A 25,213-nucleotide genomic window follows, 5' to 3' on the forward strand; every position below is an offset into this window, starting at 1 on the left:
GGGACAGGATTATACGAGTTCAAACGGGTAAATCAACGGGTTTTCATAACATTCTGATCTGAATGCCTAAAAAAAGTCCATTAAAACGCTTAATGTTCAAAAACACCACAAAGCAAACGTTTGCGTATGGATGTTAATAAGAAATTCTGCGACAATGCGCCGCAGATAATCTGCCTTCTTAATTTATAAGGAAAGTCATGACTGCTCAAAATATAGACGGAACTCTCATTTCCCAAACTGTTCGATCCGAAGTGGCTGCACGTGTTAAAGCACGTGTTGAAGCTGGGCTACGTGCTCCTGGTTTAGCAGTGGTTCTAGTTGGTGAAGATCCTGCTTCTCAGGTTTATGTCGGTAGCAAACGCCGTGCATGTGAAGAAGTTGGGTTTGTTTCTAAGTCTTTTGACCTTCCTGCGTCTAGCTCAGAAGAAGAGTTACTAGCTCTGATTGATGAATTAAACAACGATGATGAAATTGACGGCATTCTAGTGCAATTACCCCTTCCTGCGGGCATAGACACAACACATGTTTTAGAGCGCATTCACCCAGAGAAGGACGTGGATGGCTTCCACCCTTATAACGTTGGCCGTCTTGCGCAACGCATTCCAAAGCTTCGCTCTTGCACGCCAAAGGGCATCATTACCCTACTCGACCGTTACAACATTGAGCTACGTGGTAAACATGCGGTTGTGGTTGGCGCATCAAACATTGTTGGTCGTCCAATGACACTTGAGCTGCTGCTTGCGGGCTGCACAACAACAACATGTCACCGTTTTACCAAAGACCTAGAGAGTCATGTGCGTCAAGCTGACGTTGTCGTGGTTGCGGTTGGTAAGCCTAACTTCATCCCTGGTGAGTGGATTAAAAAAGGCGCAGTGGTGGTCGATGTCGGTATTAACCGTCTTGATTCAGGCAAACTAGTTGGCGACGTGGAATACGACAAAGCACGTGAAAGTGCGAGCTTTATTACTCCTGTTCCTGGTGGCGTTGGCCCAATGACCGTCGCAAGTTTAATTGAGAACACGATGCTCGCTTGCGAACAGTTCCACACAGACAAATAACGTAAATTTCAGATACGAAAAAGGCTCCGCAAGGAGCCTTTTTGCTAATTGTTGATATCTATTTCAATTACAGACTTAAAATCACGCCCGCAATAGAAGCGCTCATTAAGTTCGCCATGACACCAGCGATAATCGCACGGAAACCATGCTTAGAAACAAATGCACGCTTTTCTGGTACCAAAGAGCCCAACCCACCAATCAGCATCGCCATGCTTGAGATATTTGCAAAGCCACACAAAGCAAACGTCACGATTGCTTGTGAGTGTTCACTAAGTTGAGACTTCACTTCTGCAAGCTGGATGAAAGCGACGAACTCATTCACCACAATCTTGTTACCAATCAGCGAGCCTGCTGTGGTTGCTTCTTGCCATGGTATACCCAACAACCAAGCGACTGGCGCAAACACAAAACCTAGGATGAGCTCAAAACTTAATGGTGTCCCAATCAGATCACCTATCCAGCCTAACATGCCGTTTAGCATTGCAATGACACTAATAAACGCCAGTAACGTACCACCGACCGATACAGCAATGCGTACACCCGCCATGGCACCATCGGCTAATGCTTCTACTACGTTGGTTGCACGTGGAATTTCAACTTGGCTAATGTCGATATCTGCTGCTTTATCCGTATCTTCTGGCATTAAAATTTTTGCCATCAACAAGCCGGCAGGTGCTGACATAAATGCAGCAGCAATAAGATAGTTGAGATCGACACCCAGTGATGCGTAACCAACCAACGTTCCGCCAGCAACTGACGCTAAACCACCTGTCATAACTGCAAAGAACTGCGAGTCAGTCATGTGTTTTAGGTAAGGCTTTACCATTAATGGTGCTTCAATGGTGCCAACAAAGATATTCGCCGTAGCAGACAAAGACTCAGCACGACCGATACCTAGCAGCTTTTGAATACCACCACCGATAAAGTTAATGATTTTTGGCATCACACCAATGTGATAAAGACCTGAGATAAGAGAGGAGAAGAAAACGATGATACCCAGAACATTGATCGCAAAGGTGAAGCCCCCTGTCGCCAAATTACCGAATAAAAACGCAATGCCCTCTTGACCATAGTTGATCAAATTCGACACAACACTGCTCACTGAATTCAGCGCATCTCGTCCTGCTGGTACATATAAAACCAACAACGCAAACAGTACCTGCAAAGCAAACGCAAACGACACTGTTCTCAGCTTTATATTTTTTCTATTTGTAGAAAGTAGCCATGCTAGGAATAGTATGGCTACGATACCAATAATTGAGTTCATAAAATGAATCCGACAGAAGGGGGATATGGAAGGCACCGGATTGTATAGCGGACTCAAAATGCTGCAAGTTGAGGATGTTAACAGTGTGAAAAGTTTAAGCGACCAATAACTGACCAACAAAATAACCAATTGAATTTATTAAAGATAAACGTTTGCTTATTTTAATTATTTCCATATGGAAAATATGTTTCTGGTTCAGGAAAAATTTTTGTGAAGTGAATCACCTTATGTGTCGTTCTACAACGTCATTGATCCTGTTATTTAGGAATAGAGATGTAAGGTGCTAAACGTTGGTCCCAATGACAAGGGTTGCCGATCTTCTGTTTGATAAAGTTAATCACTGCGGATATTTTTTTTGGCATATGTTGGCGGCTTGGGTATACCGCATAAAACGGCATCGACTGGCTGGCTTTCCAGTCAGGTAACAGCTGTATTAACTTACCCGTTCTGAACTCATCACCCAGCAAGTAAGTGGCAAGGTAGGCAATACCCCAACCTGCAATAGCAGCATCCCGGACGGCTTCTGCCAGATCCACTGAATAGTTACCCGAAACTTTTACATTCAATTCTTGCTGATCTTTGGTAAACGCCCACCCCGTATAGTCACGCTCCCAGCTTCTGTATATGAGGCAGTTGTGAGCAGATAGGTCATCAGGTTCTGTTGGCGTGTCATGTTTCAATAAGTAATCTGGCGATGCCGCAACAACAAACTGGCAATCCGTCAAACGCTGCGCAATGTAACCTTCAGGCAAATGCTCATTGTTGGTTACCCATAAATCGAGCCCTTCGGCTAACATATCGACCTTATAGTCAAACAGATGTACTTCCACTTGAAGTTGAGGATACAGTTCGCGTAACTCTTGAATCGCTGGGATGATGTGTAAGGTACCAAATGATTGCGACAACCCAAGACGTACCAAACCTGCCACTTCATCCCGCTGGGTTTCCATCTCTAATGTGGCGCTGCTCACCGCTTGTACCACTTGCTCACAGTGATGAAAAAAGGTTTTCCCTGCCTCAGTCGGCGTAAAGCTTCGCGTAGTGCGTTGAACAAGCTTGATACCAAGAGACGCTTCTAACTGACTCAACTGTTTACTCACATGAGACACCGACACGCCTAAGCTCTTTGCAGCAGCTGTGAAGCTTTTGTGTTTAAGAAGAGCGGAGAAAATCACCATTTGTGCGGCACGTTCAGATAACACGCTTTACCTCGATTTGGTTATAGAAAAAACAAAGGGCTCCGAAGAGCCCTTGTATTGAAGACTGGATGCCAAATTGTTTGATGGCAGATCAGTATTTAATGCGATCAGCCAAGTGACTCACAGCAAGTGCGAAGTAGTAAGAGCGGTTCCACTTCATCAATACGTTGTAGTTATTGTAAACCAGATACGTACGACCATTCTCGTCGTCCGGCATGATCAACCATGCTTTGATGTCTTCATCCAGTTTTGGCAACGGGCTACCGTCATATTTTGTGATACCTAATTGGCTCCACTCTTGAAGGTATTTGCCTTTTTCAGCCGTGCGCCCTTCTAGACTGCGATCAATATTTTTAGGAACCTTAACTTGGCGACCCCAAGTATATTTATCATCCCAACCAGACTTGCTCAAATAGTTAGCGGTTGATGCAAACACGTCCGCTTCAGATTGCCATATGTCTTTTTTACCATCACCGTTGCCGTCAGCAGCAAAACGAAGGAAAGAGCTTGGCATAAACTGGCATTGACCCATCGCACCAGCCCATGAGCCTTTAAAGTTCTCTAGCTCAATATGGCCTTGATCGAGGATCTGAAGTGCCGACATAGTCTCTTTACGGAAAAACTCTTCACGACGGCCTTCAAATGCCATTGTGGATAGTGCATCAATCACTTTAAAGTTGCCGGTAAACTTACCGAAGTTACTTTCAACTCCCCAAAGTGCCACAATAAAGCGCGGGTGGACACCGTACTCATCGCCTATACGCTTTAGCTCGGTGTAATGCTCTTTGTAGAGTTGTCTGGCTTGCTTCACCTTCCATTCAGGCACCGCGCGAGGAATGTACTCATCCAATGTCAGTTTCTTTTCTGGTTGGTTTCGGTCCGCTTTTACTGCTCGGGGCTTGTACTCAACATTAGCAAAAGCAGCACTAATGACCTGCTCTGAGATACCTTTATCACGAGCTTCAGCACGCAGCTTATTCAAGTATTCATCAAAACCCTCGCTACTTGCAAAAGCCGAGGTACACATACCAACGCTAAGCATGGTAGCCAGTATTTTTTTCATATTGCCCTCCTTGAGCAAGGCAGAAATCCCAGATGAAAAACGATGACGTTATTCGCCTTTCTGCTGGGCTTTTTGTTCTTTGTACTTTTCTAATAGGTTCTCCGGCGGCGGTGGAACCTGAAGAAAGAAGCCATCATTTTGTAATGAAGCCTTCACTTTTTCGATATCAACTTGTGCCAATTTACGGCCATCAAGTTTAATCGTCATGACAGCGATAGGCTTACCGAACATCTGCATTAAGGTGTCAGGAACCTGTGAAAAATCATCCTTTTTCGGAATATAGAGATAAGTACCTTCTTTTTTCGAGCTTTTATAAATAGAACAAAGCATGACACGCCTTTTATGCTGATTTAGCCGCGTTGAGTGCGGATTAGGTTGTAAACGTCAAATTCTCGCAAACTTAATAGCAAATTTGAGATTAATTCACCTATTTGCCCACGAGAGAACTTGCTGCGTCAAAGGATGAAATATAACATGACATACCTAGTTTAAGGCAACGCTCTTTCAATAAAGGCAAGAAGTCCACGATGACCCATTCACCAGACCTTAAAGGTAGCAGTTTTACATTGTCAGTTTTACACCTTTCTGACAATGAGATCGCAAAGACTGTCGAATTTTTGCAAGAAAAAGTTTCTCAAGCACCTTCTTTTTTTGCATCCGCGCCTTTGGTAATCAATATAGCAAAAGTACAAGGCGACATTGATTTCCCTAAGCTTAAACAAGGCATCTCAGATGCCGGTTTTATTCCGGTCGGTGTAACGGGCTGTAAAGACAAGCGTGTACAAAACCTTGCTTCCGAAGCTGGCTTCGCCATTATGTCGGCGAGCAAATCGCCAAGCCAAGCACCTGCCAAAATGGCACCAACGAAAGTAGTTCGTACGCCTGTCCGCTCAGGACAACAGATCTACGCAAAAGATGGTGATTTGGTGGTGCTAGCGCACGTAAGTGCAGGTGCTGAAGTCATTGCTGACGGCTCTATTCATATCCATGGCACACTTCGAGGTCGTGCGATTGCAGGAGCAAGTGGTCAGCAGGAAGCGCGTATTATTTGCCACGATTTACAAGCAGAACTGGTATCCATTGCGGGTGACTACTGGTTAAGCGATCAAATTGAAAGCGAGTACTGGCAAAAGAAAGTAATGATCAGTAAAGCCGATGAATCATTACATTTAGAAGTTCTCGCGATTTAATCTAAAAAGGAAAAAAAATGGCACGCATTATTGTAGTAACGTCTGGTAAAGGTGGCGTTGGTAAAACCACTTCAAGCGCAGCCATCGCCTCTGGTCTAGCTCTTAAGGGGAAAAAGACCGCGGTGATCGATTTTGACATCGGTTTGCGTAACCTCGATCTAATCATGGGCTGTGAGCGCCGCGTCGTGTATGACTTTGTAAACGTCATTAACGGTGAAGCGACATTAAACCAAGCGCTGATCAAAGATAAGCGCACGGACAACCTATTTATTCTTCCTGCTTCTCAAACTCGTGATAAAGACGCACTGACAAAAGATGGTGTTCAGCGCGTATTCGGCGAACTTGATGAAATGGGCTTTGATTTCATTATTTGTGATTCACCAGCAGGTATCGAGCAAGGCGCGTTAATGGCCTTGTACTATGCCGATGAAGCCATTGTCACAACGAACCCAGAAGTCTCTTCTGTACGTGACTCTGACCGCATTCTCGGTATTTTAGATTCTAAGTCACTGCGTGCAGAACAAGGGCTAGAGCCAGTAAAACAGCATCTGTTACTGACTCGCTACAACCCATCTCGCGTCACTCAAGGCGAAATGCTAAGCGTTGAAGACGTAGAGGAGATCTTACATATTCCACTACTGGGCGTGATTCCAGAAAGCCAAGCCGTGCTTAACGCGTCAAACAAAGGTGTGCCAGTCACTTTTGACGATAACACCGATGCGGGTATGGCTTATTCTGACACCGTTGATCGCTTATTAGGCAATCAGGTTGAATTTCGTTTCCTTACTGAGGAGAAGAAAGGACTCTTTAAACGACTCTTTGGAGGCTAGACATGTCATTATTAGAATTTTTCCGTCCACAGAAGAAAACTTCTGCGAATCTAGCTAAAGAGCGTTTGCAAATCATTGTCGCAGAGCGCCGCAGCCAAAATGATCCTGCGCCGTCTTACTTGCCTCAATTAAAAGAAGACATCTTGAAGGTGATCAGCAAGTACGTGGCAATTGATCCAAATATGGTTGACTTAACATTTGAGCACAAAGACGACGATATCTCAGTTCTTGAGCTGAATGTGAAGCTACCAGACGAAGAAAAGTAATCAGTTTCTCTCGCAAGACGAATGCTCTAATTAGAACGAAAAAGGTTGGCATCGAGGCCAACCTTTTTCATCTTTCATTACTTTAATGCTTTGTTCATCTTGTCGCCGAGTAAATCCAAACGCCACCCTTGCATCAAATCAGGCAATACTTCTGGGTCACGATCTTTTTTCCAAACCCAACTGATCAACTGATTGATCTGCTTTTTAGAGGCAAGGAACTCCGTGGCTAAACCTGACTTCTGCGAAGCCGATTTCACCAAGTCTTTCATATTTTTGAAGACCTGCTTGTAACCCGGATAGTCCATTAAACGCTCAATTTTCGCAGGATACTCTTCAGAAGGTGTTTGCTTCGCTTGTTTAACAATCGCGGCAATCTTCGCGCCATGGCGGTTAATCGCTCGGATATCAATATCTTCTGCTTCCATCTTCTTAAAGTTCGTTAAACCAAGACGAGCGACCGTTAATAGATCACCTTCTTTGAAGATAAAGTTCAGCGCTAAATCTCGTTTGATTGCTTCACGATAACGCCACGTCGCCAATGGCTTTAAAATCGCCAGCTCAGAAGGTTTTAATTGCCAAGCGCCCTTAATATCAAGGTAGGCATTCTCTTCATTGGTTACGCGAATACGTTTCGAAACGAGTAAATCACTTTCTTGCTGTAAAGCTTCCCACCAACCTGCTTGCGTCACCTTATCGAACAGCTTTTCGTATAACGGTAACAAGTAATGAACATCTGCGGCAGCATAATCTAATTGCTTTTGTGTCAGTGGACGAGCCATCCAGTCGGTACGTGATTCACTTTTGTCGAGCTCTACGCTTAAATATTCTTCCACCAGCGATGCGAAGCCTGTCGATAGGCCGTGACCGAGAAAAGCGGCCATCAGCTGCGTATCCACCATAGGGAATGGTGTACAACCAAAAGCGTTTTGGAAAACTTCTAAATCTTCACCACATGCGTGCAGCACTTTTAGCACAGAAGTATCTTTTAATAGCGCTACAAACGGCGTCATATCCGTTAATTCAGTCGGATCAATCAGCGAGAGGCGATTACCATCGAAAAGCTGAATCAGACCTAACTGCGGGTAGAAAGTGCGAATACGAACGAATTCGGTATCCAGCATCACTACGTCTGCCTCTCGGGCATGAGTGCAAACCTCTTCTAGGTCTTTGTTTTTAGTAATAATTTGATAGTTCACATACTTCTCGCTATAAAAATGCCAGCAAAACGCTGGCATTCTATCATTTTTTAAATCTCTCGACTCGACGAAATCGGCTTATGCGCTTTTCTTCGCAAGTTCAGCGTCATTCTCTTCGCGTAAAACACGACGCAAGATCTTACCGACATTGGTTTTAGGTAAGTCTTCGCGGAACTCAACCAACTTCGGAACTTTGTAGCCAGTTAAGTGTTCTCGACAATGCGCGATCACTTCGTCTTTGGTCAAGCTCGGATCGCGTTTCACGACATAAATCTTCACTAATTCACCAGACACTTCATGCGGCTGACCAATAGCAGCAACTTCAAGTACTTTGCCGTGAAGTGCTACAACGTCTTCGATTTCGTTCGGGTAAACATTAAAGCCTGATACTAAGATCATGTCTTTCTTACGGTCAACGATATGCAGGAAGCCTTCGTCATCGAACTTAACGATGTCGCCGGTTGATAGCCAGCCGTCTTCGTTAATCGTATCTTTCGTTGCTTCAGGTCGTTGCCAGTAACCTTGCATAACCTGAGGACCACGAACTTGAAGTTCACCAGTTTCAGTATTCGCAAGAGCGTTACCTTCTTCGTCCACGATACGAACTTCTGTTGATGGTACCGGCAGACCAATAGAGCCATTGTATTCAACAAGATCATGCGGATATGCCGCCACCAACGGAGAACACTCTGTTAGACCGTAACCTTCGAGCAAATAGCAACCCGTGGTCTTTTGCCATCTTTCTGCCACTGAGCGCTGCACTGCCATGCCGCCGCCAACGGCTAAACGTAGATTACTGAAATCCAACTCATGGAAATCTTCATTATTGACCAATGCATTAAATAAGGTATTCACGCCCGTAATCGCAGTAAACGGATGCTTTTGTAGCTCTTTCACGAACCCTGGAATATCTCTAGGGTTGGTAATAAGTAAGTTACGACCACCCATTTCAACAAACAGCAGACAGTTTACGGTAAGAGCAAATACGTGATACAGCGGTAATGCTGTCACGACTAATTCACGCCCCGGAGATAAAACCGGTCCGTACGCGCCTTTTGCCTGTAGAACGTTCGCAATCATGTTGCGGTGAGTCAGAATCGCGCCTTTCGCGACACCTGTCGTCCCCCCCGTATATTGCAGGAATGCAATGTCATCCCCAGACATAAACGGTTTAACGTATTGTAGACGACGACCTTTACGTAGAGCCTGACGCATTGAGATTGCACCAGGTAAATCGTACTTAGGCACCATGCCCTTAACGTACTTCACGACAAAATCGACAATCGTACCTTTCGCTCGTGGCAGCATTTGACCAAGACTGGTTAACACTACGTGTTTGACTGGTGTTTTATCGACGATTTGTTCTAGCGTGTTCGCAAAGTTAGACACAATCACAATCGTCGTCGCACCTGAGTCATTCAATTGGTGTTCAAGTTCACGAGGAGTGTAAAGTGGGTTAACGTTTACGGCGATACAACCTGCACGCAAAATACCAAACAACGCCACTGGGTATTGCAGTAGGTTTGGCATCATCAGAGCGACGCGGTCACCCTTTTGCAGTTTTAACTCGTTTTGCAGATACGCTGCGAATGCGCGACTACGCTCTTCCAATTTACGGAAGGTCATAACCGAGCCCATGTTCATGAATGCTGGTTGGTCTGCATATTTTTGTACAGACTGTTCAAACATTTCTACCAAAGACTCATATTGCTCTGGATTAATGGTTTCAGGTACGTCACTTGGATAACGTGAAAGCCATGGTTTATCCACGATGTTACTCCTCGTTTATAACTGGCTAAAAAATAGCGTCCTTTTTATTTTGAAAGCTATTACAGCACAGCGAACGTGCTTGAGCACGCAACTCTCAAACACTTGTTTAAATTTTGTTAACTACACCAAGAATTCGCGTTGCGACCTCGAGTATTTGCTCTAAATGACAGTGATGACCACCCTTGACAGAAACCACTTGCGGTGGGTTCTCTCCCCAATCAGCTTGGTTAGATGGTAAATTCTGAAATCCTTGATCGCCTAATACAATCAAATGAGGACAACGTATTTGGCTGGTAATCGAGTTAGCATGCGCTTGCGCCATTCGGTAAAGCGACGCACATTTTAACTTGGCGTCATGCCGCCAATACCATTTATCTCCTCGCTGCTCTGTTCCACGCTCTACTATCGGTAGAAGCTGCTCAGCGGTTAATTGGTTGGCTTGCATGCGTAATTTTAACGCCAGATCGAAGGAGGCAATGGCTCGCTCTGGCTTGTTTTGCTGTCTTATTCGACTTAAAACGCCATCGCGAAGACGAGGCAAACTGTTAGTAGGATCCTCATGAAGAGGTCCTGCTCCCTCAATTTGCACAAGAGCTTCGACCTGCTCTGGAAACGCTGCACTATAGCAACTTGCGATTAAAGCACCAAGTGAATGCCCTACTAATATCAGTCTGTTTGGTGATAATTCGTCCAAAAACTGATACAAATCGGCAATATAGTCGTGAAAGGGGTAATAATTATCGTGAGATTTATGACTCGATAAACCGTGACCAAAATGATCGATGGCGAGGAGGTGTAAGTGAGGATTAAGTTGATTCAACTGCTCCATGAGCGCTTTAAAGCTGCCCGCATTATCTAACCACCCATGAAGAAAAACGACTGACAAGTCAGCCGTTTTCTCGTTCCCTATCTCAAGGGCTGCCATTTTGCCGGCAGGAAGCTCGAATTGACGCTCATGCATCGCAGATTATTTGACCTGTTTTATCACTTTACCGTCTTGTGGGAAATCATTACGCCACATGCGGCAGTTAATCGAGTAACATGGGTAAAAGTAGGTTGGCGAGTCATACATGCGTACACGTTCTTCAATTTTCCATAAACGGTACCCTTCCCCCTTTATTACCGGGAAGATGTAACCGTGCTCACCGATCTTTCCTTCTTCTTCCCCTACTCCTTTGCCTACAAACGTCACCAAACGGCCTTCACTAAAGGCGACAGGCTCTAAATAGCCATCAAAATAGGCGACAAAACGCCCCGTAGGCTCTTCATCAATATCAGGTTTACCAGACTTACTGATAGGAAGGTTTACAATCTCTAGACGCGTTTTATCTTTAAAGTTATCCACTTTAGCGATGATTCCACCAAGGCGAACATCTTCACTCACTTGCCCCTGAGACTCAGCAAAAGCTTTATAGTCTGTAACGACCAATTCTGTGCTTGCATTTAGCTCCTCTGGCAACGAGCTACACGCAGACAAACCAACCGTAGCAAATAATGCGAGAAAGAACCGTCCAAAAACCTTCATAAACCACCTTTCAATATTTGTAACCCCAAGCTGGGGAGATCTCACACGTAAATATCGACACCAAGTAATTGAGCCAGTTCCTCTTTTTTAGCTCGATTCATGACATCCATGTACTGTTCCATTGCTTTACGTGCGCCCCCTTCAGGAAGGTCATATTGCACTTGAGCTCGGTGAATTTGGGACTCATCCACGTGTTTTATGGAGTGCGCCACGGCGTTAGCAACCTTTGAAGGCTGACCTACAGGCTGCTTTGTTTGTGATTTATTTACCTGCTTCTTTTGACTGGCTTTATTAGTGCGATTTGCACCGGGAATCAAAGAAGGAGGCAAGCCATTAATCGACGCCATAGCACTCCATAAAAATACAGGGCAAACGCCCTGCTTTTTGTCAGGTTAATGAAAAACGGACTATTCGCGACCAGGAAGTTTTTTCCATGTCACATTATCACGTAAATAAACAGGGCTCGAATCTTCGACCGGCACGGTGTTACCCTTTTTAAATTCTTGTTCAGCAAGAATCACAATGTCTTGTGAATCAGGGTACAGAACGTCACCATGCGTCAAATTAAACGGTAGGTCTGCTAATACTTCTTGGTAAGCATCCCAACCAGTACCTGCTGTCGTCCACGTTTTGTCGTCTGCTTGTGCTTCTTCAACGAGACGTGCTGGTGGAATTACGCACTCTGCATCCATCTCTGCCCACTCACCGTTTGCTTGGCGAGTGTAACGTGCCCAGTAAACTTCACCCATACGTGCATCAATGGCCACAGCGACATCGGTCACACCATGTAAGCGATAGCTACCTTGAGCCATTGCAGCTAGCGTTGAAACGCCGATCATAGGTAAGTCAGCACCGAACGCCAAACCTTGTGCGATACCAATACCGATACGAACGCCAGTAAAGCTACCTGGACCACGTCCAAACGCTAACGCATCCAGCTCTTGTAGAGTCAGGCCAGCTTCTTTGAGTACTTCATCAACCATTGGCAGTACTTTTTTGGTGTGATCGCGTGGTGCAACCGCGCTACGTGAAATCACTTGATCATTAGCCAACAACGCAACTGAACAGTTTTCAGTCGCTGTATCGATAGCAAGAATTTTTGCGCTCATTTAACTCTCTACAACTTTCATTTATTGGGTTATGCCTCAGCACTTGCGTCTGTGACAGATTGTTCTGCTTTCAGGAATGCTTTGATTCCATCTAAGTCTCGCGTCCTTGGGATAGGTGGTAGGCTTCCGAGGAAAATACCACCATAGTCTCGCGTGACGAGGCGATTATCACAAATGATCAACGCACCGTGATCCTTCTGATCTCGAATTAATCGCCCTACTCCCTGCTTTAACGTAATCACTGCATCCGGGATTTGTACTTCAGCAAATGGTTCACCGCCACGTAATCGACAATCCTCGATACGGGCTTTGAGTAACGGATCGTCAGGGGCGGTAAACGGTAATTTGTCGATAATAACACAGCTCAGCGCATCACCTCTAACATCAATCCCTTCCCAGAAAGCGCCCGTCGCCACGAGTAAAGCGTTACCCAGTTCCATAAACTCCGCCAAGGTTTTCTGCTTACTCATCTCCCCTTGCATTAACACAGGCAGCTCAAGTACTTCTCGGAACTTCTCACCTAGTTCACGCATCATGCTGTGCGAGGTACATAAAAAGAAGCAGCGACCATCATTTTCTTCAATCACCGGAGCAAGCATTCGGACTAACTTATCCGCTAAGCCGTTACTGTTTGGCTCTGGCAAATACCTTGGCACACAAAGGCGCGCTTGTTTTTGATAATCAAAGGGGGACGGCAGAGAAAATTGCTTTGTAGGCTTGAGGCCAAGGCGCTCAGTAAAGTGCTTGAAGTCGCCCGATACGGCTAGGGTTGCTGACGTGAAAATCCACGCGCCTTGTTTAATCTCTATTTGCTCATGGAACTTGTCCGCGACAGAAAGAGGCGTAATGTGCAGAGCGAAATGACGAGGCGAGGTATCGTACCAGTATGAGTAACCGGTAATATCGACATCACAGACGCGGTCGATGCGGCCTTTGATCAAATTGGCTCGTTCAAAGGCGGTATCCAGTAATTGACTGCGCCCTAAGGCTATTTTGAGTACATCAATCGCCAATTCGAGGCTGTCAGTTAAGCGCAATAATTCTCGCTTAATAGAACCTGATTGCAACGCCTCACGCCAGTTGCCACGAAAGCCTGGCTCACCCAATACAATCCGCATGTCCATTGCGCTTTGCATGAGTTTGTCGCCCACTTTTTGCAATTGACGCATATCTTTGGCTTCGGTGCGATAGGCTATTTCAATGTCTTTGGCAAGATCGTGAATTTGGCGGCTTGAAACTGACTGGCCGAAATATTCGCTCGCAATATCTGGCAACTGATGAGCTTCATCAAAAATAAACACATCGGCTTCTGGAATCAGTTCACCAAATCCTGTTTCTTTAATCGCTAAATCAGCAAGAAACAAGTGATGGTTCACTACAACAATGTCGGAATCCATGGCTCGCTTACGCGCTTTCAATACAAAGCAATCAGTGTAGCTCGGACATTCTTTACCTAAACAGTTATCATTGGTTGAGGTGATGGTCGGAATGATCATGCTGTCTTCTGGCAGATCATCACAATCCCCAAGGTCACCTGTTTTGGTTTCTGATGACCAAGCACGCACTTTAACCAGTTGAGTTAATAACGTCGGGTCAGATTCATTAGTGTGGCTTTCGACCATTTGGCGGCTCAAACGATCCAAACACAGATAATTAGAGCGCCCTTTTAATAACGCCACTTGGCCATAAAAACCAAGCGCATTGACCATGAGCGGTAAGTCACGATGGTACAACTGCTCTTGCAAGTTTTTCGAGCCTGTACTGATGATCACTTTTTTACCGCTCAACAGCGCAGGGACTAGGTATGCGAAGGTCTTACCGGTTCCGGTTCCTGCCTCCACCACCAACTGGGTTTGATCTTTGATCGCACTGCTGACGGCTTCCGCCATATCGATTTGTGGCTGACGAGCTTGAAAGCCAGGAATGGCCTTACCTAACGCGCCATCAGAGGAAAAAGTTTTTGCGATCATGCTTGGTATTGAGTTTGAAAAATTATCGAGAGTATATCAGAGGAATAGGAGTGACATCAGCCCACAATCTGACCAGCTTGCGGCGACACGCGGATATTTTGTTGAAACCAAAGTAAGAATAGATTATTTATGGTGAAACATGGCAGTACAGTTACACCCGCCAGGGAATAATAACAAATTCGTACGCTAAAATATTAATGCATGGAAGTACCTGATTTATGGAAAAGAAAACACTGTTGACCCACTGTTCTGACGCCCCGGGTCTCATCTCGAAAATTACTAATATCTGTTACAAGCACCAACTCAACATCGTTCACAATAACGAATTTGTTGATAATACCAGTGGCCACTTTTTCATGAGAACGGAGCTAGAGGGATACTTCAACGATCAAACGTTTCTTGCCGACTTGGACCAAGCTCTCCCGCAAGGTGCTAAGCGTAAATTGGTTGGCTCTCGCCGTAAGCGCATCGTCATTCTCGTCACAAAAGAAGCGCATTGTTTAGGCGATATTCTGATGAAAACCTACGATGGAAGCCTAGATGTTGAGATCGCCGCTGTGGTGGGGAATTACGACAAACTGCAAACTCTCACTGAGCGCTTCGACATTCCTTACCACCACGTGACCCATGAAAACCTTAGCCGTGAAGAACACGAGCAGAAGATGCTAGAAGTGATCGATCAATACGATGCTGACTTTTTGGTGCTAGCTAAATACATGCGCGTATTAACGCCGACGTTTGTTGAGAAATATCACCACAAAATCATTAATATTCATCACAGCTTCTTACCTGCTTTTATTGGCGCGAAGCCATATCAACAAGCTTACGATCGCGGTGTGAAAATCATCGGTGCAACAGCACACTTCGTGACTAATGATTTAGATGAAGGGCCGATCATCAAGCAAGACGTAATTCCTGTCGACCATACATTCAATGCCCAAGATATGGCGCAAGCGGGACGCGATGTAGAGAAGAACGTATTGAGTAAGGCTTTGAATAAAGTGATCAATGACCACGTCTTTGTTTATGGGAATAAGACAGTGATCCTGTAATCCCTCCGTACTAGTTACAACGATAGTGAAACCCGTCCAACTTGGCGGGTTTCATCTTTTCAGAAGATCCCCCCTCCAATTCTAACCATCAAAGTTAAACCGATACGTTATAATTTTTCATTTCTCCACAACTATTTACTGAGAGAATGATTCCGTTTATCATTTGCCCTCCTTATAATAAACCACGTTAATATTACGGAATTAAAATGAAAAAAACGTTAGTGGCTTTTCTGATTGGGCTGACTTTACCAGCAACCACAATCGCAGATACTCTTGAGCCTGTTCAGAATGATGTATCCACTCGCATTATCGGCGGCGAACCTGCCAACACTTCCGACTGGAAATTTATTGCTTCACTGGTACGTAAAGGACAACCTACATCTATTGGTCACTTTTGTGGTGGCAGTTTCCTAGGTGGAAAATACGTATTAACTGCTGCGCACTGTGTGGAAGGTCTTAATGCGGACGATCTGGATATCGTTCTTGGTCTTTATGACAAAAACAGAGAGTCTCAAGCACAGCGCATCGCCATTAAAAATATCTATTCACATGATGAATATAACAACATAACAACGAACAATGACATCGCTCTTATTGAATTAGAACGCAATATCGATAGCGCAACTATTGACCTGGCAACGCCAGAACTTTTAGATAGCGTACGCGTAGGAGACAAGTTGCACGTGGCTGGATGGGGAAATACGTCCACGACAGACCGAATATACCCAACCGTTTTACAACAAGTAGATTTGGAATACGTAGATCGAGCTACCTGCCAAAACCTACCAGGAAACTACTCTAATGTATCAGATGACGGTATTTGCGCCGGATACTATTGGGGAGGTAAAGATAGCTGCCAAGGAGATAGCGGCGGTCCACTCATCGTTGATGATAACGGTATCAACAAATTGCTAGGCGTGGTCAGCTGGGGGGATGGATGTGCTCAACCAAACGCTTATGGTGTTTACGCCAACGTCGCTCATTTTCAACACAATGGATGGATAGATAGCCATCGCAATACTATCAGCTTCACTAAGTACCGAGATCTTCGTTTCGTTGAGCGAAAAGCGCAGCAAGAGACCTTTACTATTCGTAATGACGATACTATCCCATTCAACATCTACCAAAGCACAATATCATACGGAAGTACCATCGAGAAAAGCACTTGTACTGGTACCTTAAAGCCTTCGCAAAGCTGTCAAATTACCGTCGGCTACCAACCTAGCTATTCGGGATCAGAAACAACGATAGAGCTCTTTACCGATCATCCGAAACTGTCCAGACTCACAACAACTTTCGAGTATTCAGGTGTAGATAAAGCAAGCAGATCAGTGCGTAATGCCATTCCGCTAGCAGACGCAAATGTTTATACTGGTCAAAACGCTTGGACGGCTGAAAATGGTGAACTGCAATCAGCGGATATGGGAGCTTATCCTGGTGTATCTGAGCTGGTTTTGACCGATCTTCCGAAGGGCAAACTTACCATGGATCTCAAAGTAATGTCCGATGGTTTTGATTACTTGTTCATCTTAGTTAATGGTGAAATTTACGATAGCACCAACCAACTCCTCGATTATAAAGAGATCCAGATCGATCTTTACAAAGCATCTAATACGATAACGTTTGAATACGTCCAACACCCGTTTTCAAGTGGCATTTACAGCGCGCAAGCATTTGTTCGCAACATAAATATGTCAGTCAGCACAGATTATGTCAGTCAGCACAGATAATACGGGCGATGCTGGTAACGACGTTAATAAAAAGTCTAGTTCAGGCGGCAGTTTATCTATTGGCCTACTGGTGTTAATGGCTGCAGGTTCATTCGTACGACGCAAAAAAAGGTAACGAGATGAAACATAGACTCAAGATATTCCTACTTGGTTTGGGCACTATCAGTTTAACTGCATGTTCAGCAAACGCAGGACTGCAAACAAACCAGACGTCTGAGCACCAAGCAATGATGGTAGAGACTTATAGGACAAGTGAGAGTCAAATTTCATTTATCACAGAGTCTAACGGCTGCAGTGAAAACGAGGACTTTAGCCTAAAAATAGAGCAAAGCTCACAGACAGAAGCTCTTATTACTATCGTTAGAGACAAGGCGGATCATTGTAAACGAATGCCGTTTGCCAAAACTTTTACACTGCCTTTAGATGAAGAGTTGAAAGGCAAAAAACTTTCCATTACCAACCCAAAAAGCAAGTCACTGGCTAAATAGTGATTCGCTTACGAAAGGGAGCCTCGGCTCCCTTTTTGCCTATCGCAACTCAGCAATTCTCACCCTAGCGTTTTACGCCTGCTCAGACTCCACAATACGCTTAAGTGAATGCGGGTGCAGTTTGATACAAATGCCTTGGTACTTAAACGCCACTGTTGGGTTATTCAAGCGTTCGCCATCCCCTTTCGGGCTCGACAGTTTGATCTTCACACCTAGCTCTTCCAACTCATTAAAACGCGCGCCAAACGCTGGGTAAGTGTGTTTCAAATCAGCAAGAAACTCGTCTGCAGTTTCGGCATGAGACGGAATCACAAACTCCACATGTTCCCAGCTTTCATTTGGGTAGATTTTGCCTTCCGCAGGGTATGGCAGTTCCAGACACTCAATCTTCCAACCACGGCTTTCCAACGCTTTGTCGAATTCGATAACGATGATTGGACGACCGTTGATTTTCGCTTGTGAAATCACCTTACCGTATTGATTCCATGCTTCATGCGCGGCTTTTGCTGTTTCAGTATCATTAATTCGCAGCGCAATATGGTCAGCTTGAGCAAAGCTCAGATCCAGTTTTAACAGGGATGCAAGCTCTTCAATCTTCGCCATAAATTCATCCAGATCTTGGATCATCAATTTAGGCGCTAGGCGTTTTTCAACTAGTTGAGTCGTCATTGTGGCTCTCTTATGGGGCGATTTATCTCATTACTCTGAGCGCAATAGTAAACGCAAACTAAGCCACATTTCCATTCAATCGAAAAAGTATAAATTTCCCCAATTCCTCTCTGTATGAAAAGCAATAAAGTTGTTATCATTAGCCCCATTTTTGTGAACTCCAACAGAACTCGGCACTTATTTCGCCGAGTTCTTCGTCCTTGAATTGAAGGAAACGCGTGTGAATATCCAAGCACTTATTAATGACAAAGTATCTCAGGCTCTAGAAGCCGCTGGCGCACCTGCAGGCAGTCCTGCGGCAGTACGCCAATCAGCAAAGCCACAATTTGGTGACTACCAAGCAAACGGCGTAATGGGCGTTGCTAAAAAACTGGGTACTAACCCACGAGAATTTGCACAGAAAGTACTGGATGTTCTAGACCTAGATGGTATTGCGAGCAAGACAGAAATCGCTGGTCCTGGTTTCATCAACATTTTCCTAAGCGAAGAGTTCCTAGCAAAACAAGCGGAAGCAGCACTGGCTGATTCACGTCTTGGCGTTGCGGCAGACGAAGCTCAAACTATCGTTGCTGACTACTCTGCACCAAACGTTGCTAAAGAAATGCACGTTGGTCACCTACGTTCAACCATCATCGGTGATGCGGTAGTACGTACTCTTGAGTTCCTAGGTCACAAAGTGATCCGTGCGAACCACATCGGCGACTGGGGTACTCAGTTCGGTATGCTTATCGCAAACCTTGAACGTGTACAACAAGAGTCTGGCGAAGTTTCTATGGAACTTGCGGACCTTGAAGGCTTCTACCGCGAATCGAAAAAGCTGTACGATGAAGATGAAGACTTCGCAGTAAAGGCGCGAAACTACGTTGTGAAACTGCAAAGCGGTGACGAGTACTGTGCAGAAATGTGGAAAAAACTCGTTGATGTAACCATGATCCAAAACCAGCGCAACTACGACCGTCTAAACGTGTCACTGACTCGTGACGACGTAATGGGCGAGAGCATGTACAACGACATGCTTCCTAAGATCGTTGCAGACCTAAAAGAACAAGGTCTTGCCGTTGAAGATGATGGCGCGCAAGTTGTATTCCTAGATGAATACAAGAACAAAGATGGCGAACCAATGGGCGTTATCGTTCAAAAACGCGATGGCGGTTTCCTATACACAACAACAGACATCGCATGTGCAAAATATCGTTATGAAGAGCTAAGCGCAGACCGTGTGCTTTACTTCATCGACTCACGTCAACACCAGCACCTAATGCAAGCTTGGACAATTGTTCGTAAAGCAGGCTACGTACCTGAGTCAGTATCTCTTGAGCACCACGCGTTCGGCATGATGCTTGGTAAAGATGGTAAGCCATTCAAGACTCGTGCGGGTGGTACCGTTCGTCTTGCCGACCTTCTAGATGAAGCAGAAGTTCGTGCAGCACAACTGATCGAATCTAAAAACCCTGAACTAGATGCGGAAGAAAAAGAGAAGATCTCTAAAACAGTTGCAATGGCAGCGGTTAAATACTCTGACTTATCTAAACACCGTACGACTGACTACGTGTTCGATTGGGACAACATGTTAGCGTTTGAAGGTAACACAGCACCATACATGCAATATGCATACACTCGCGTAGCTTCTATTTTCGCTAAAGCTGGTGTTGCTATGGACGCTCTCCAAGGTGACATCAAAATCACTGATGAGAAAGAGAAAGCACTTATTGCTAAACTTATGCAGTTCGAAGAAGCGGTTCAATCTGTCGCTCGCGAAGGCCAACCGCACATCATGTGTAGCTACCTATTCGAACTAGCAGGTCAGTTCTCTAGTTTCTACGAAGCGTGCCCTATCCTAGTTGCTGAAGACGAAGCTGTGAAACAAAGCCGTCTGAAACTAGCAGCGCTAACAGCGAAGACCATCAAGCAAGGTCTGTCTCTACTAGGTATCGATACTCTAGAGCGTATGTAAGCGATTCTAGAATCGAGACGATTTAGAAAGGTTGGCGTGAAAGCGTCAACCTTTTGTTTTATCTGGCGTATACTGATGTCATTCAATTCAAATCGGATAATATAATGAGTTTTGAACTGCACCCTCAATTGGCAAAAGACACTACCGTTATCGGTCACTTCCCACTGTGTGTGGCACTTCTGCATAAAGACAATGCCGTGCCATGGGTTATTTTGGTACCTAAACGTGCAAACCTAAAAGAGCTTCACCACTTGCCAATGCAAGAACAGCAACAGTTTTTGCTAGAGTCTCAAGCGGTAAGCCAAGCACTGGAAGCAACATTCCGTCCAGACAAGCTAAACCTTGGCGCACTAGGTAATATGGTGCCACAGCTGCACATTCACCATATTGCTCGCTTCAAAGATGACGTAGCATGGCCGGGACCGGTTTGGGGGAACACCAAAGGTGAATTCCGTACAGAAGAAGAGCAAAACGAATTGCTTGGTCGCATTAAAAATGTGCTGTCACTGAGCTCTATTTTCCAAAAAGCATAAGCACTGCTAGCGAAAATAATTCGCCTTTGAATACGGCTGAAATAGACAGAGAAAGATTAATACGTATTTGTAACAATCTTTCTCATTTTTCCGGGATTATCACTAAAATAAAACTTGTTTAGACTACCAGCTCAGTTAGAGAGGGTCATCATGAAACAAGTCTTCAACACATTCCGATACGTCAGCTGGATCGCCATTATCTGTTCTATGGCTGCTTCATTCTTGCTTTTTCTTATGGGTGCAGCAAAAACCTATTCGGCATTTGCGGTCTTCATTCTCAATCAAACACCTCCAGAAGCACTCGCACATTTAGATAAAGCAGACATCGCGATCGCTTATTTGATCAAGTCACTGGATACGTTTCTTGTCGCACTAGTTTTGTTCATCTTTGCTCACGGCATCTACACACTATTTATTTCCAACAAAGCTAAAGCGAAAACACAAGAGCAGTCGGTTTTGCATTGGATCAGAACCCCAAACATCGGCCATCTAAAAAACATTTTGGCTGAAGTCATCATCGTGATCTTGTTTGTGAAGTTCTTAGAGCTCGTGCTGATTAACTTCGACAGCTTAGATTGGACGATCTTAACATTACCTATTTCGATTTTAGTTTTAAGTCTTGGTTTAAAGTTCCTAGGGTTAGGCGCGACTAAACACTCTGAAGAACATTAATTTCGCTGTATTCACAAACAATAACCAGCAAAATAAAAGCCGCATCATTGCTGATGCGGCTTTGTCGTTTTTACGTGATAATTTTTAGGTGACTAATTTTGATAGTCGCTACATGGTGACTGTCAGAGACAAACCATCTTGTTTAGTCACTGAGTAGCGAACTCGAGTCACGTCATGAGCTTTATTGGTGTCAACTAGGCGGCTAATTTTGCCCTTCTTAATCCACACACTTAACATCGCGTCAGCACCATCTTCACTCATCCCAAACTGTTTAGCCAGATCTGACTGGGAGACGGTTCCTTTGTCTGCAATGTATTGATAAAGCTCTTTTAAAATCATGCTATTTGCGCCTCTAATGCACCGTTTTGTTTCTTACCAACTTGTTTGAACACACGGTATGTGCCAAAGAAGATAGCTACGATCACAGCCATCCAAATACCACTTGTTACTGGGCTATCTGCGAAATGCGTCAATTGGTTGTAGAACGTCGCACATAGGTAAGCCAAGCCCATTGTCCAAACCGCGATAAAGCGTGCGAACTTATGACCAAACTCACGTACGTAAGCACCCATCGCCGCCACACAAGGAGTGTACAGTAGGATAAAGATTAGGTAAGCAAATGCGGCATTGCCAGAAGCAAACTGCGATTTAATGTTACCGAAGATAGAAGCATCGACTTCTTGCTCTTCTGCAACGGCATTTGAGTCAGTTAAGTCACCCACTTCAATGCCTAGTGGATCTGAGTAGCTCAAACCGGCTAAGTTTTCAGGGATACTCATTACTGCCTCTTCTAGGCTGCCCATTAGATCAAATTCTGCGTCTTCACCGTCACTTGGCGTGGTGTATAGACTGTTAAGCGTACCAACTACCGCCTCTTTTGCGAAGATACCGGTAATGATACCAACCGTCGCTGGCCAGTTATCTTCTTGAACACCGATTGGCGCGAATACTGGAGTTACAACTTGCGCAGCTTTAGAAAGCACCGAGTTTTCGCTGTCTTCATTACCAAAACTGCCATCAGTACCCAATGAGTTGAAGAAACTCAGAATAGCAACAACGATAACGATGGTTTTACCTGCACCAAGTACAAAGCGCTTTAGCTTTTGCCAAGTTTTGATCACCACGTTTTGTAGCGTCGGAAGCTCGTAATCTGGCATTTCCATCACTAGGCTATCGCTGCTACCTGGGTAAAGCGTGTGCTTAAGGAAAAGACCTGTGAAGATCGCTGCCACAATACCAAGTAGGTAAAGTGCGAATACAATGTTCTGGCCAGAACCTGGGAAGAATGCCGCAGCGAATAGCGCGTATACAGGCAGACGAGCACCACATGACATAAATGGCGCCATAGATGCAGCCAGTTTACGCTCACGTTCTTGGTCTAGAGTACGAGTCGCCATGATTGATGGTACGTTACAGCCAAAACCAAGAACCAACGGTACAAATGCTTTGCCCGGTAGGCCGATTTTCTGCATGACTTTATCGAGCACGAACGCAGCACGAGCCATGTAACCTGAGCTCTCAAGTACCGCTAGGAACAGGTACAAACACGCGATAACCGGAATGAAGGTAGCAACCGTTTGAATACCGCCGCCTAAACCATCAGCAATCACCGTAACCAGCCAAACAGGTAGGTGACCATCTAACAAGTGATGTCCACCATCAACCAACAATGCGCCCACACCAATGTCAAAAAAGTCGATAAATGCACTACCGATGTTAATCGAGAACATAAACATCAGGTACATAACAACAAAGAAGAAAGGAATTCCAATCCACTTGTTCAAAATAAACTGGTCGAGTCTTTCAGTCACACTACGACTTAACTTGCCTTCGCTTCGGCGAACTTTTTTACACTGTTCATGCAGATGCGTGTACTTAGTATCCGCGACATGCAAATCGATATCCAAATCTAACGTCGTAATGACTTCCAAGACTTTGCTTCTATCAATATCAGAAAGACTATTGAGCACCATTGTGTCTTTTTCAAGCGCACGAATCGCTAGTGCACGATGAGCGACGTTTTGGTCGTTAAAAAGTGCGGAAACCGTTTGAATTGCCGACTCCATCTTCTCACCGTAATGCAAAGACAATTCTTTAAGTGGCACTCCTTGAACGATGGATTTATGAAGCTTTTCTTTAAACTCTGCCACTTGAGTTTTATTGGTTGCAGATAAACTGACAACCGGACAACCTAACGTTTTCTCAAGCTCTGCAACGTTAATCATCTGACGTTCACGCTTTAGCGCATCCATCTTGTTGAGGACAACAATCATAGGGCGACCAAGTTCGCGAAGTTGCAGCGTCATATATAAGCTGCGCTCTAAACTTGTAGCATCCACCACGTTAATAATGAGATCAGCAGGATGAGCTAGAACCGCACGCGATGCGATGGATTCATCAATACTATTACTATCATTACCACTGTCTAATGAGTAAATACCCGGAAGGTCAGTGAGCAAAAACTCATCCCCAGCATGCTTGAATTGTCCCGTTTTCTTTTCAACCGTGACGCCTGCCCAGTTACCAACTTGCTGTTTTGCGCCAGTTAAACCATTAAATAGCGTCGTTTTACCACTATTAGGGTTACCTACGGTTAGCACTTGATATTGCATTACACTCGCTCCACTTCAATTTTCTGAGCAATTGTTTCTCGCAATGCGACAGACACACCACGGACTTCGACTTGTAAAGGATCGCCCATTGGCGCACGTCGAATCACTTTGACTTCTGTATTGGGAAGCAGCCCCATTACCATGAGTTTCTTTCTGATATCTGATGAAAGACCATCTAACAACCGAATCGTCACCGTATCGCCAGGATTAATCTCTGATAACTTCATAGTGGCCCTTAAGAGTATTGCTAATGAGAAATATTATTATTTAATAAGTTTAGGTTGCCAATATTACTCCCCTATACCCCTTCAATCCTTGTGTGAAATCAAAGATTCCGTAAATGTTTTCACGCTTTCAAACGTTAACTTCGTAAATTTCCTCTCGTTATTTACGTCAAAATTAACAATTAAAAATGACACCTAACGAAACAAAAATGTCACAAACCAAGATAGAAAACAAAAAATGCAAATTAAAACAGTGGGTTAATTAAAAAACAAAACGTTGTCGCTTTTCTCATATAAACATGGCGTTATTTTTATAAGAAAAATAAGTAACCTCTCGTATAGTTACTCCATCGAGAGGGCAACCTCTCTGATAAATTCCAGAGGTGGCATGGCAACATGTCACTCCGGCAGCAAGCGAAGGTGTCCTTGACACCCGTGGTATAGTCCCCCCGGCTATACCACGATATTTTTTTTCACCTCTTTCAAAACTTCTTTACCTTATCCATCTTTTCAACACAGTTTTCGTTTTCACGAATGTCGCATGCCATCATTCACCCAAATGAACAACGCTCTTTTGATACAGCAATACAACTGTCATTTATTTGTTGCAACTATCAATAAATCATTCTCTTGAAGCCATTTATGCTTATTGCTATGAACATCGCGACTAACAGATAGAACGTGATCGTGCTTACGTGTTGAGAATGGATTTGTAGGCTAGATGTGATGAAAAAACAATGAAACTCACTGCGTTAGCAACTGCAGCAATAATAGAGCACTGCATGCAGCTCCCCAGCATCTTAACTATTAACTAGGGAGCGTGTAATGAAGGTTTT

General features: G+C 44.5%; 26 protein-coding genes. 11 read left to right on the forward strand and 15 right to left on the reverse strand.

What is annotated here, in order from left to right; genetic code table 11:
• Positions 1-197: 197 nt before the first annotated feature.
• Positions 198-1,058: a bifunctional methylenetetrahydrofolate dehydrogenase/methenyltetrahydrofolate cyclohydrolase FolD gene (gene folD, locus R7035_RS13635; RefSeq protein WP_005382297.1), complete on the forward strand. Its 861-nt coding sequence runs from the start codon at positions 198-200 to the stop codon at positions 1,056-1,058.
• Positions 1,059-1,125: 67 nt separating this feature from the next.
• On the opposite strand, the gene R7035_RS13640 is transcribed toward folD, so the two are convergent.
• The 4 genes from R7035_RS13640 to R7035_RS13655 all read right to left on the reverse strand — a co-directional run bounded on the left by R7035_RS13640 (position 1,126) and on the right by R7035_RS13655 (position 4,917).
• A complete protein-coding gene (locus tag R7035_RS13640; RefSeq protein ID WP_005382298.1) occupies positions 1,126-2,325 on the reverse strand; it encodes a NupC/NupG family nucleoside CNT transporter in 1,200 nt (399 codons plus the stop codon).
• Positions 2,326-2,582: 257 nt separating this feature from the next.
• The gene (locus R7035_RS13645; RefSeq protein ID WP_017634801.1) at positions 2,583-3,527 is read right to left on the reverse strand and encodes a LysR family transcriptional regulator; all 945 of its coding nucleotides are present in this window, start codon (positions 3,525-3,527) and stop codon (positions 2,583-2,585) included.
• Between the two features lie 88 nt (positions 3,528-3,615).
• Positions 3,616-4,587 (reverse strand): lytic transglycosylase domain-containing protein, encoded by a 972-nt coding sequence (locus R7035_RS13650; protein WP_005388330.1) that lies wholly within the window; start codon positions 4,585-4,587, stop codon positions 3,616-3,618.
• Positions 4,588-4,635: 48 nt separating this feature from the next.
• On the reverse strand, positions 4,636-4,917 hold the full coding sequence (locus R7035_RS13655) for a YcgL domain-containing protein (protein ID WP_005382303.1): 282 nt from the start codon (positions 4,915-4,917) through the stop codon (positions 4,636-4,638).
• 197 nt (positions 4,918-5,114) lie between these two features.
• On the opposite strand from R7035_RS13655, the gene minC reads away from it, so the two are divergent.
• Genes minC through minE form a run of 3 tightly spaced genes read left to right on the forward strand, consistent with a single transcriptional unit; the run spans position 5,115 to position 6,873 of the window.
• Positions 5,115-5,777 carry a septum site-determining protein MinC gene (gene minC / locus R7035_RS13660; RefSeq protein ID WP_005382304.1) on the forward strand — a complete coding sequence of 221 codons (663 nt, stop codon included), beginning with the start codon at positions 5,115-5,117 and terminating at the stop codon, positions 5,775-5,777.
• A 17-nt stretch (positions 5,778-5,794) separates the two neighbouring features.
• Entirely contained in the window at positions 5,795-6,607 is an 813-nt protein-coding gene (minD, locus tag R7035_RS13665) for a septum site-determining protein MinD (RefSeq protein ID WP_005388331.1), read from the forward strand.
• Positions 6,608-6,609: 2 nt separating this feature from the next.
• A complete protein-coding gene (gene minE, locus R7035_RS13670; RefSeq protein ID WP_005388332.1) occupies positions 6,610-6,873 on the forward strand; it encodes a cell division topological specificity factor MinE in 264 nt (87 codons plus the stop codon).
• Positions 6,874-6,950: 77 nt separating this feature from the next.
• Here the strand turns inward: minE and rnd are convergent, their stop codons facing one another.
• From rnd to R7035_RS13705, 7 genes are all read right to left on the reverse strand, one after another.
• Complete coding sequence (gene rnd / locus R7035_RS13675) at positions 6,951-8,069, reverse strand: ribonuclease D (RefSeq protein ID WP_318146164.1); 1,119 nt, start codon at positions 8,067-8,069, stop codon at positions 6,951-6,953.
• Positions 8,070-8,147: 78 nt separating this feature from the next.
• Positions 8,148-9,839, reverse strand: a complete 1,692-nt coding sequence (gene fadD, locus R7035_RS13680) for a long-chain-fatty-acid--CoA ligase FadD (protein WP_005382216.1) — start codon at positions 9,837-9,839, stop codon at positions 8,148-8,150.
• Between the two features lie 106 nt (positions 9,840-9,945).
• Entirely contained in the window at positions 9,946-10,800 is an 855-nt protein-coding gene (locus R7035_RS13685; RefSeq protein WP_005382215.1) for an alpha/beta fold hydrolase, read from the reverse strand.
• 6 nt (positions 10,801-10,806) lie between these two features.
• Complete coding sequence (locus tag R7035_RS13690; RefSeq protein ID WP_262651952.1) at positions 10,807-11,364, reverse strand: Slp family lipoprotein; 558 nt, start codon at positions 11,362-11,364, stop codon at positions 10,807-10,809.
• Positions 11,365-11,405: 41 nt separating this feature from the next.
• The gene (locus tag R7035_RS13695) at positions 11,406-11,711 is read right to left on the reverse strand and encodes a hypothetical protein (RefSeq protein WP_047102883.1); all 306 of its coding nucleotides are present in this window, start codon (positions 11,709-11,711) and stop codon (positions 11,406-11,408) included.
• Between the two features lie 60 nt (positions 11,712-11,771).
• Positions 11,772-12,473 (reverse strand): tRNA (adenosine(37)-N6)-threonylcarbamoyltransferase complex dimerization subunit type 1 TsaB, encoded by a 702-nt coding sequence (tsaB, locus tag R7035_RS13700; RefSeq protein ID WP_033906910.1) that lies wholly within the window; start codon positions 12,471-12,473, stop codon positions 11,772-11,774.
• Between the two features lie 29 nt (positions 12,474-12,502).
• The gene (locus tag R7035_RS13705) at positions 12,503-14,443 is read right to left on the reverse strand and encodes an ATP-dependent DNA helicase (RefSeq protein ID WP_005382210.1); all 1,941 of its coding nucleotides are present in this window, start codon (positions 14,441-14,443) and stop codon (positions 12,503-12,505) included.
• A 218-nt stretch (positions 14,444-14,661) separates the two neighbouring features.
• Here R7035_RS13705 and purU point away from each other — a divergent pair, with 218 nt between their 5' ends.
• From purU to R7035_RS13725, 4 genes are all read left to right on the forward strand, one after another.
• Positions 14,662-15,495 (forward strand): formyltetrahydrofolate deformylase, encoded by an 834-nt coding sequence (gene purU, locus R7035_RS13710; protein WP_005382206.1) that lies wholly within the window; start codon positions 14,662-14,664, stop codon positions 15,493-15,495.
• Between the two features lie 206 nt (positions 15,496-15,701).
• The gene (locus R7035_RS13715) at positions 15,702-17,225 is read left to right on the forward strand and encodes a S1 family peptidase (RefSeq protein WP_262651953.1); all 1,524 of its coding nucleotides are present in this window, start codon (positions 15,702-15,704) and stop codon (positions 17,223-17,225) included.
• Positions 17,206-17,340: a GlyGly-CTERM sorting domain-containing protein gene (locus R7035_RS13720; protein ID WP_262651954.1), complete on the forward strand. Its 135-nt coding sequence runs from the start codon at positions 17,206-17,208 to the stop codon at positions 17,338-17,340. The genes R7035_RS13715 and R7035_RS13720 overlap by 20 nt, the downstream gene beginning before the upstream one ends.
• 4 nt (positions 17,341-17,344) lie before the next feature.
• Positions 17,345-17,713, forward strand: coding sequence for a hypothetical protein (locus R7035_RS13725; protein ID WP_017819944.1), 369 nt, complete (start codon positions 17,345-17,347; stop codon positions 17,711-17,713).
• Positions 17,714-17,785: 72 nt separating this feature from the next.
• Here the strand turns inward: R7035_RS13725 and R7035_RS13730 are convergent, their stop codons facing one another.
• Positions 17,786-18,382, reverse strand: a complete 597-nt coding sequence (locus R7035_RS13730) for a VOC family protein (protein WP_250654264.1) — start codon at positions 18,380-18,382, stop codon at positions 17,786-17,788.
• A gap of 220 nt (positions 18,383-18,602) precedes the next feature.
• Here R7035_RS13730 and argS point away from each other — a divergent pair, with 220 nt between their 5' ends.
• From argS to R7035_RS13745, 3 genes are all read left to right on the forward strand, one after another.
• Entirely contained in the window at positions 18,603-20,336 is a 1,734-nt protein-coding gene (gene argS, locus R7035_RS13735; RefSeq protein ID WP_005388349.1) for an arginine--tRNA ligase, read from the forward strand.
• Positions 20,337-20,440: 104 nt separating this feature from the next.
• On the forward strand, positions 20,441-20,869 hold the full coding sequence (locus tag R7035_RS13740) for an HIT family protein (RefSeq protein ID WP_005382194.1): 429 nt from the start codon (positions 20,441-20,443) through the stop codon (positions 20,867-20,869).
• Positions 20,870-21,019: 150 nt separating this feature from the next.
• On the forward strand, positions 21,020-21,541 hold the full coding sequence (locus R7035_RS13745; RefSeq protein ID WP_042523163.1) for a YqhA family protein: 522 nt from the start codon (positions 21,020-21,022) through the stop codon (positions 21,539-21,541).
• 108 nt (positions 21,542-21,649) lie between these two features.
• Here the strand turns inward: R7035_RS13745 and R7035_RS13750 are convergent, their stop codons facing one another.
• The 3 genes from R7035_RS13750 to R7035_RS13760 are packed head-to-tail and all read right to left on the reverse strand — an operon-like array spanning position 21,650 to position 24,380.
• Positions 21,650-21,880, reverse strand: a complete 231-nt coding sequence (locus R7035_RS13750; RefSeq protein ID WP_005426709.1) for a FeoC-like transcriptional regulator — start codon at positions 21,878-21,880, stop codon at positions 21,650-21,652.
• Positions 21,877-24,153: a Fe(2+) transporter permease subunit FeoB gene (feoB, locus tag R7035_RS13755; RefSeq protein ID WP_262651956.1), complete on the reverse strand. Its 2,277-nt coding sequence runs from the start codon at positions 24,151-24,153 to the stop codon at positions 21,877-21,879. The genes R7035_RS13750 and feoB overlap by 4 nt, the downstream gene beginning before the upstream one ends.
• Complete coding sequence (locus tag R7035_RS13760) at positions 24,153-24,380, reverse strand: ferrous iron transport protein A (protein WP_005382190.1); 228 nt, start codon at positions 24,378-24,380, stop codon at positions 24,153-24,155. The genes feoB and R7035_RS13760 overlap by 1 nt, the downstream gene beginning before the upstream one ends.
• Positions 24,381-25,213: the final 833 nt, after the last annotated feature.

Origin of the sequence: Vibrio sp. 1731 (assembly GCF_033339955.1) — a bacterium.
Classification (GTDB): Bacteria; Pseudomonadota; Gammaproteobacteria; order Enterobacterales; family Vibrionaceae; genus Vibrio; species Vibrio alginolyticus.

Bases quoted from the DNA above. Each gene is read 5' to 3' on its own strand.
- folD (WP_005382297.1), top strand. From the start codon at position 198: ATGACTGCTCAAAATATAGACGGAACTCTCATTTCCCAAACTGTTCGA.
- R7035_RS13640 (WP_005382298.1), bottom strand. From the start codon at position 2,325: ATGAACTCAATTATTGGTATCGTAGCCATACTATTCCTAGCATGGCTA.
- R7035_RS13650 (WP_005388330.1), bottom strand. From the start codon at position 4,587: ATGAAAAAAATACTGGCTACCATGCTTAGCGTTGGTATGTGTACCTCG.
- R7035_RS13655 (WP_005382303.1), bottom strand. From the start codon at position 4,917: ATGCTTTGTTCTATTTATAAAAGCTCGAAAAAAGAAGGTACTTATCTC.
- minC (WP_005382304.1), top strand. From the start codon at position 5,115: ATGACCCATTCACCAGACCTTAAAGGTAGCAGTTTTACATTGTCAGTT.
- minD (WP_005388331.1), top strand. From the start codon at position 5,795: ATGGCACGCATTATTGTAGTAACGTCTGGTAAAGGTGGCGTTGGTAAA.
- minE (WP_005388332.1), top strand. From the start codon at position 6,610: ATGTCATTATTAGAATTTTTCCGTCCACAGAAGAAAACTTCTGCGAAT.
- R7035_RS13685 (WP_005382215.1), bottom strand. From the start codon at position 10,800: ATGCATGAGCGTCAATTCGAGCTTCCTGCCGGCAAAATGGCAGCCCTT.
- R7035_RS13690 (WP_262651952.1), bottom strand. From the start codon at position 11,364: ATGAAGGTTTTTGGACGGTTCTTTCTCGCATTATTTGCTACGGTTGGT.
- R7035_RS13695 (WP_047102883.1), bottom strand. From the start codon at position 11,711: ATGGCGTCGATTAATGGCTTGCCTCCTTCTTTGATTCCCGGTGCAAAT.
- tsaB (WP_033906910.1), bottom strand. From the start codon at position 12,473: ATGAGCGCAAAAATTCTTGCTATCGATACAGCGACTGAAAACTGTTCA.
- R7035_RS13705 (WP_005382210.1), bottom strand. From the start codon at position 14,443: ATGATCGCAAAAACTTTTTCCTCTGATGGCGCGTTAGGTAAGGCCATT.
- purU (WP_005382206.1), top strand. From the start codon at position 14,662: ATGGAAAAGAAAACACTGTTGACCCACTGTTCTGACGCCCCGGGTCTC.
- R7035_RS13715 (WP_262651953.1), top strand. From the start codon at position 15,702: ATGAAAAAAACGTTAGTGGCTTTTCTGATTGGGCTGACTTTACCAGCA.
- R7035_RS13720 (WP_262651954.1), top strand. From the start codon at position 17,206: ATGTCAGTCAGCACAGATAATACGGGCGATGCTGGTAACGACGTTAAT.
- R7035_RS13725 (WP_017819944.1), top strand. From the start codon at position 17,345: ATGAAACATAGACTCAAGATATTCCTACTTGGTTTGGGCACTATCAGT.
- R7035_RS13730 (WP_250654264.1), bottom strand. From the start codon at position 18,382: ATGACGACTCAACTAGTTGAAAAACGCCTAGCGCCTAAATTGATGATC.
- R7035_RS13740 (WP_005382194.1), top strand. From the start codon at position 20,441: ATGAGTTTTGAACTGCACCCTCAATTGGCAAAAGACACTACCGTTATC.
- R7035_RS13745 (WP_042523163.1), top strand. From the start codon at position 21,020: ATGAAACAAGTCTTCAACACATTCCGATACGTCAGCTGGATCGCCATT.
- R7035_RS13750 (WP_005426709.1), bottom strand. From the start codon at position 21,880: ATGATTTTAAAAGAGCTTTATCAATACATTGCAGACAAAGGAACCGTC.
- feoB (WP_262651956.1), bottom strand. From the start codon at position 24,153: ATGCAATATCAAGTGCTAACCGTAGGTAACCCTAATAGTGGTAAAACG.
- R7035_RS13760 (WP_005382190.1), bottom strand. From the start codon at position 24,380: ATGAAGTTATCAGAGATTAATCCTGGCGATACGGTGACGATTCGGTTG.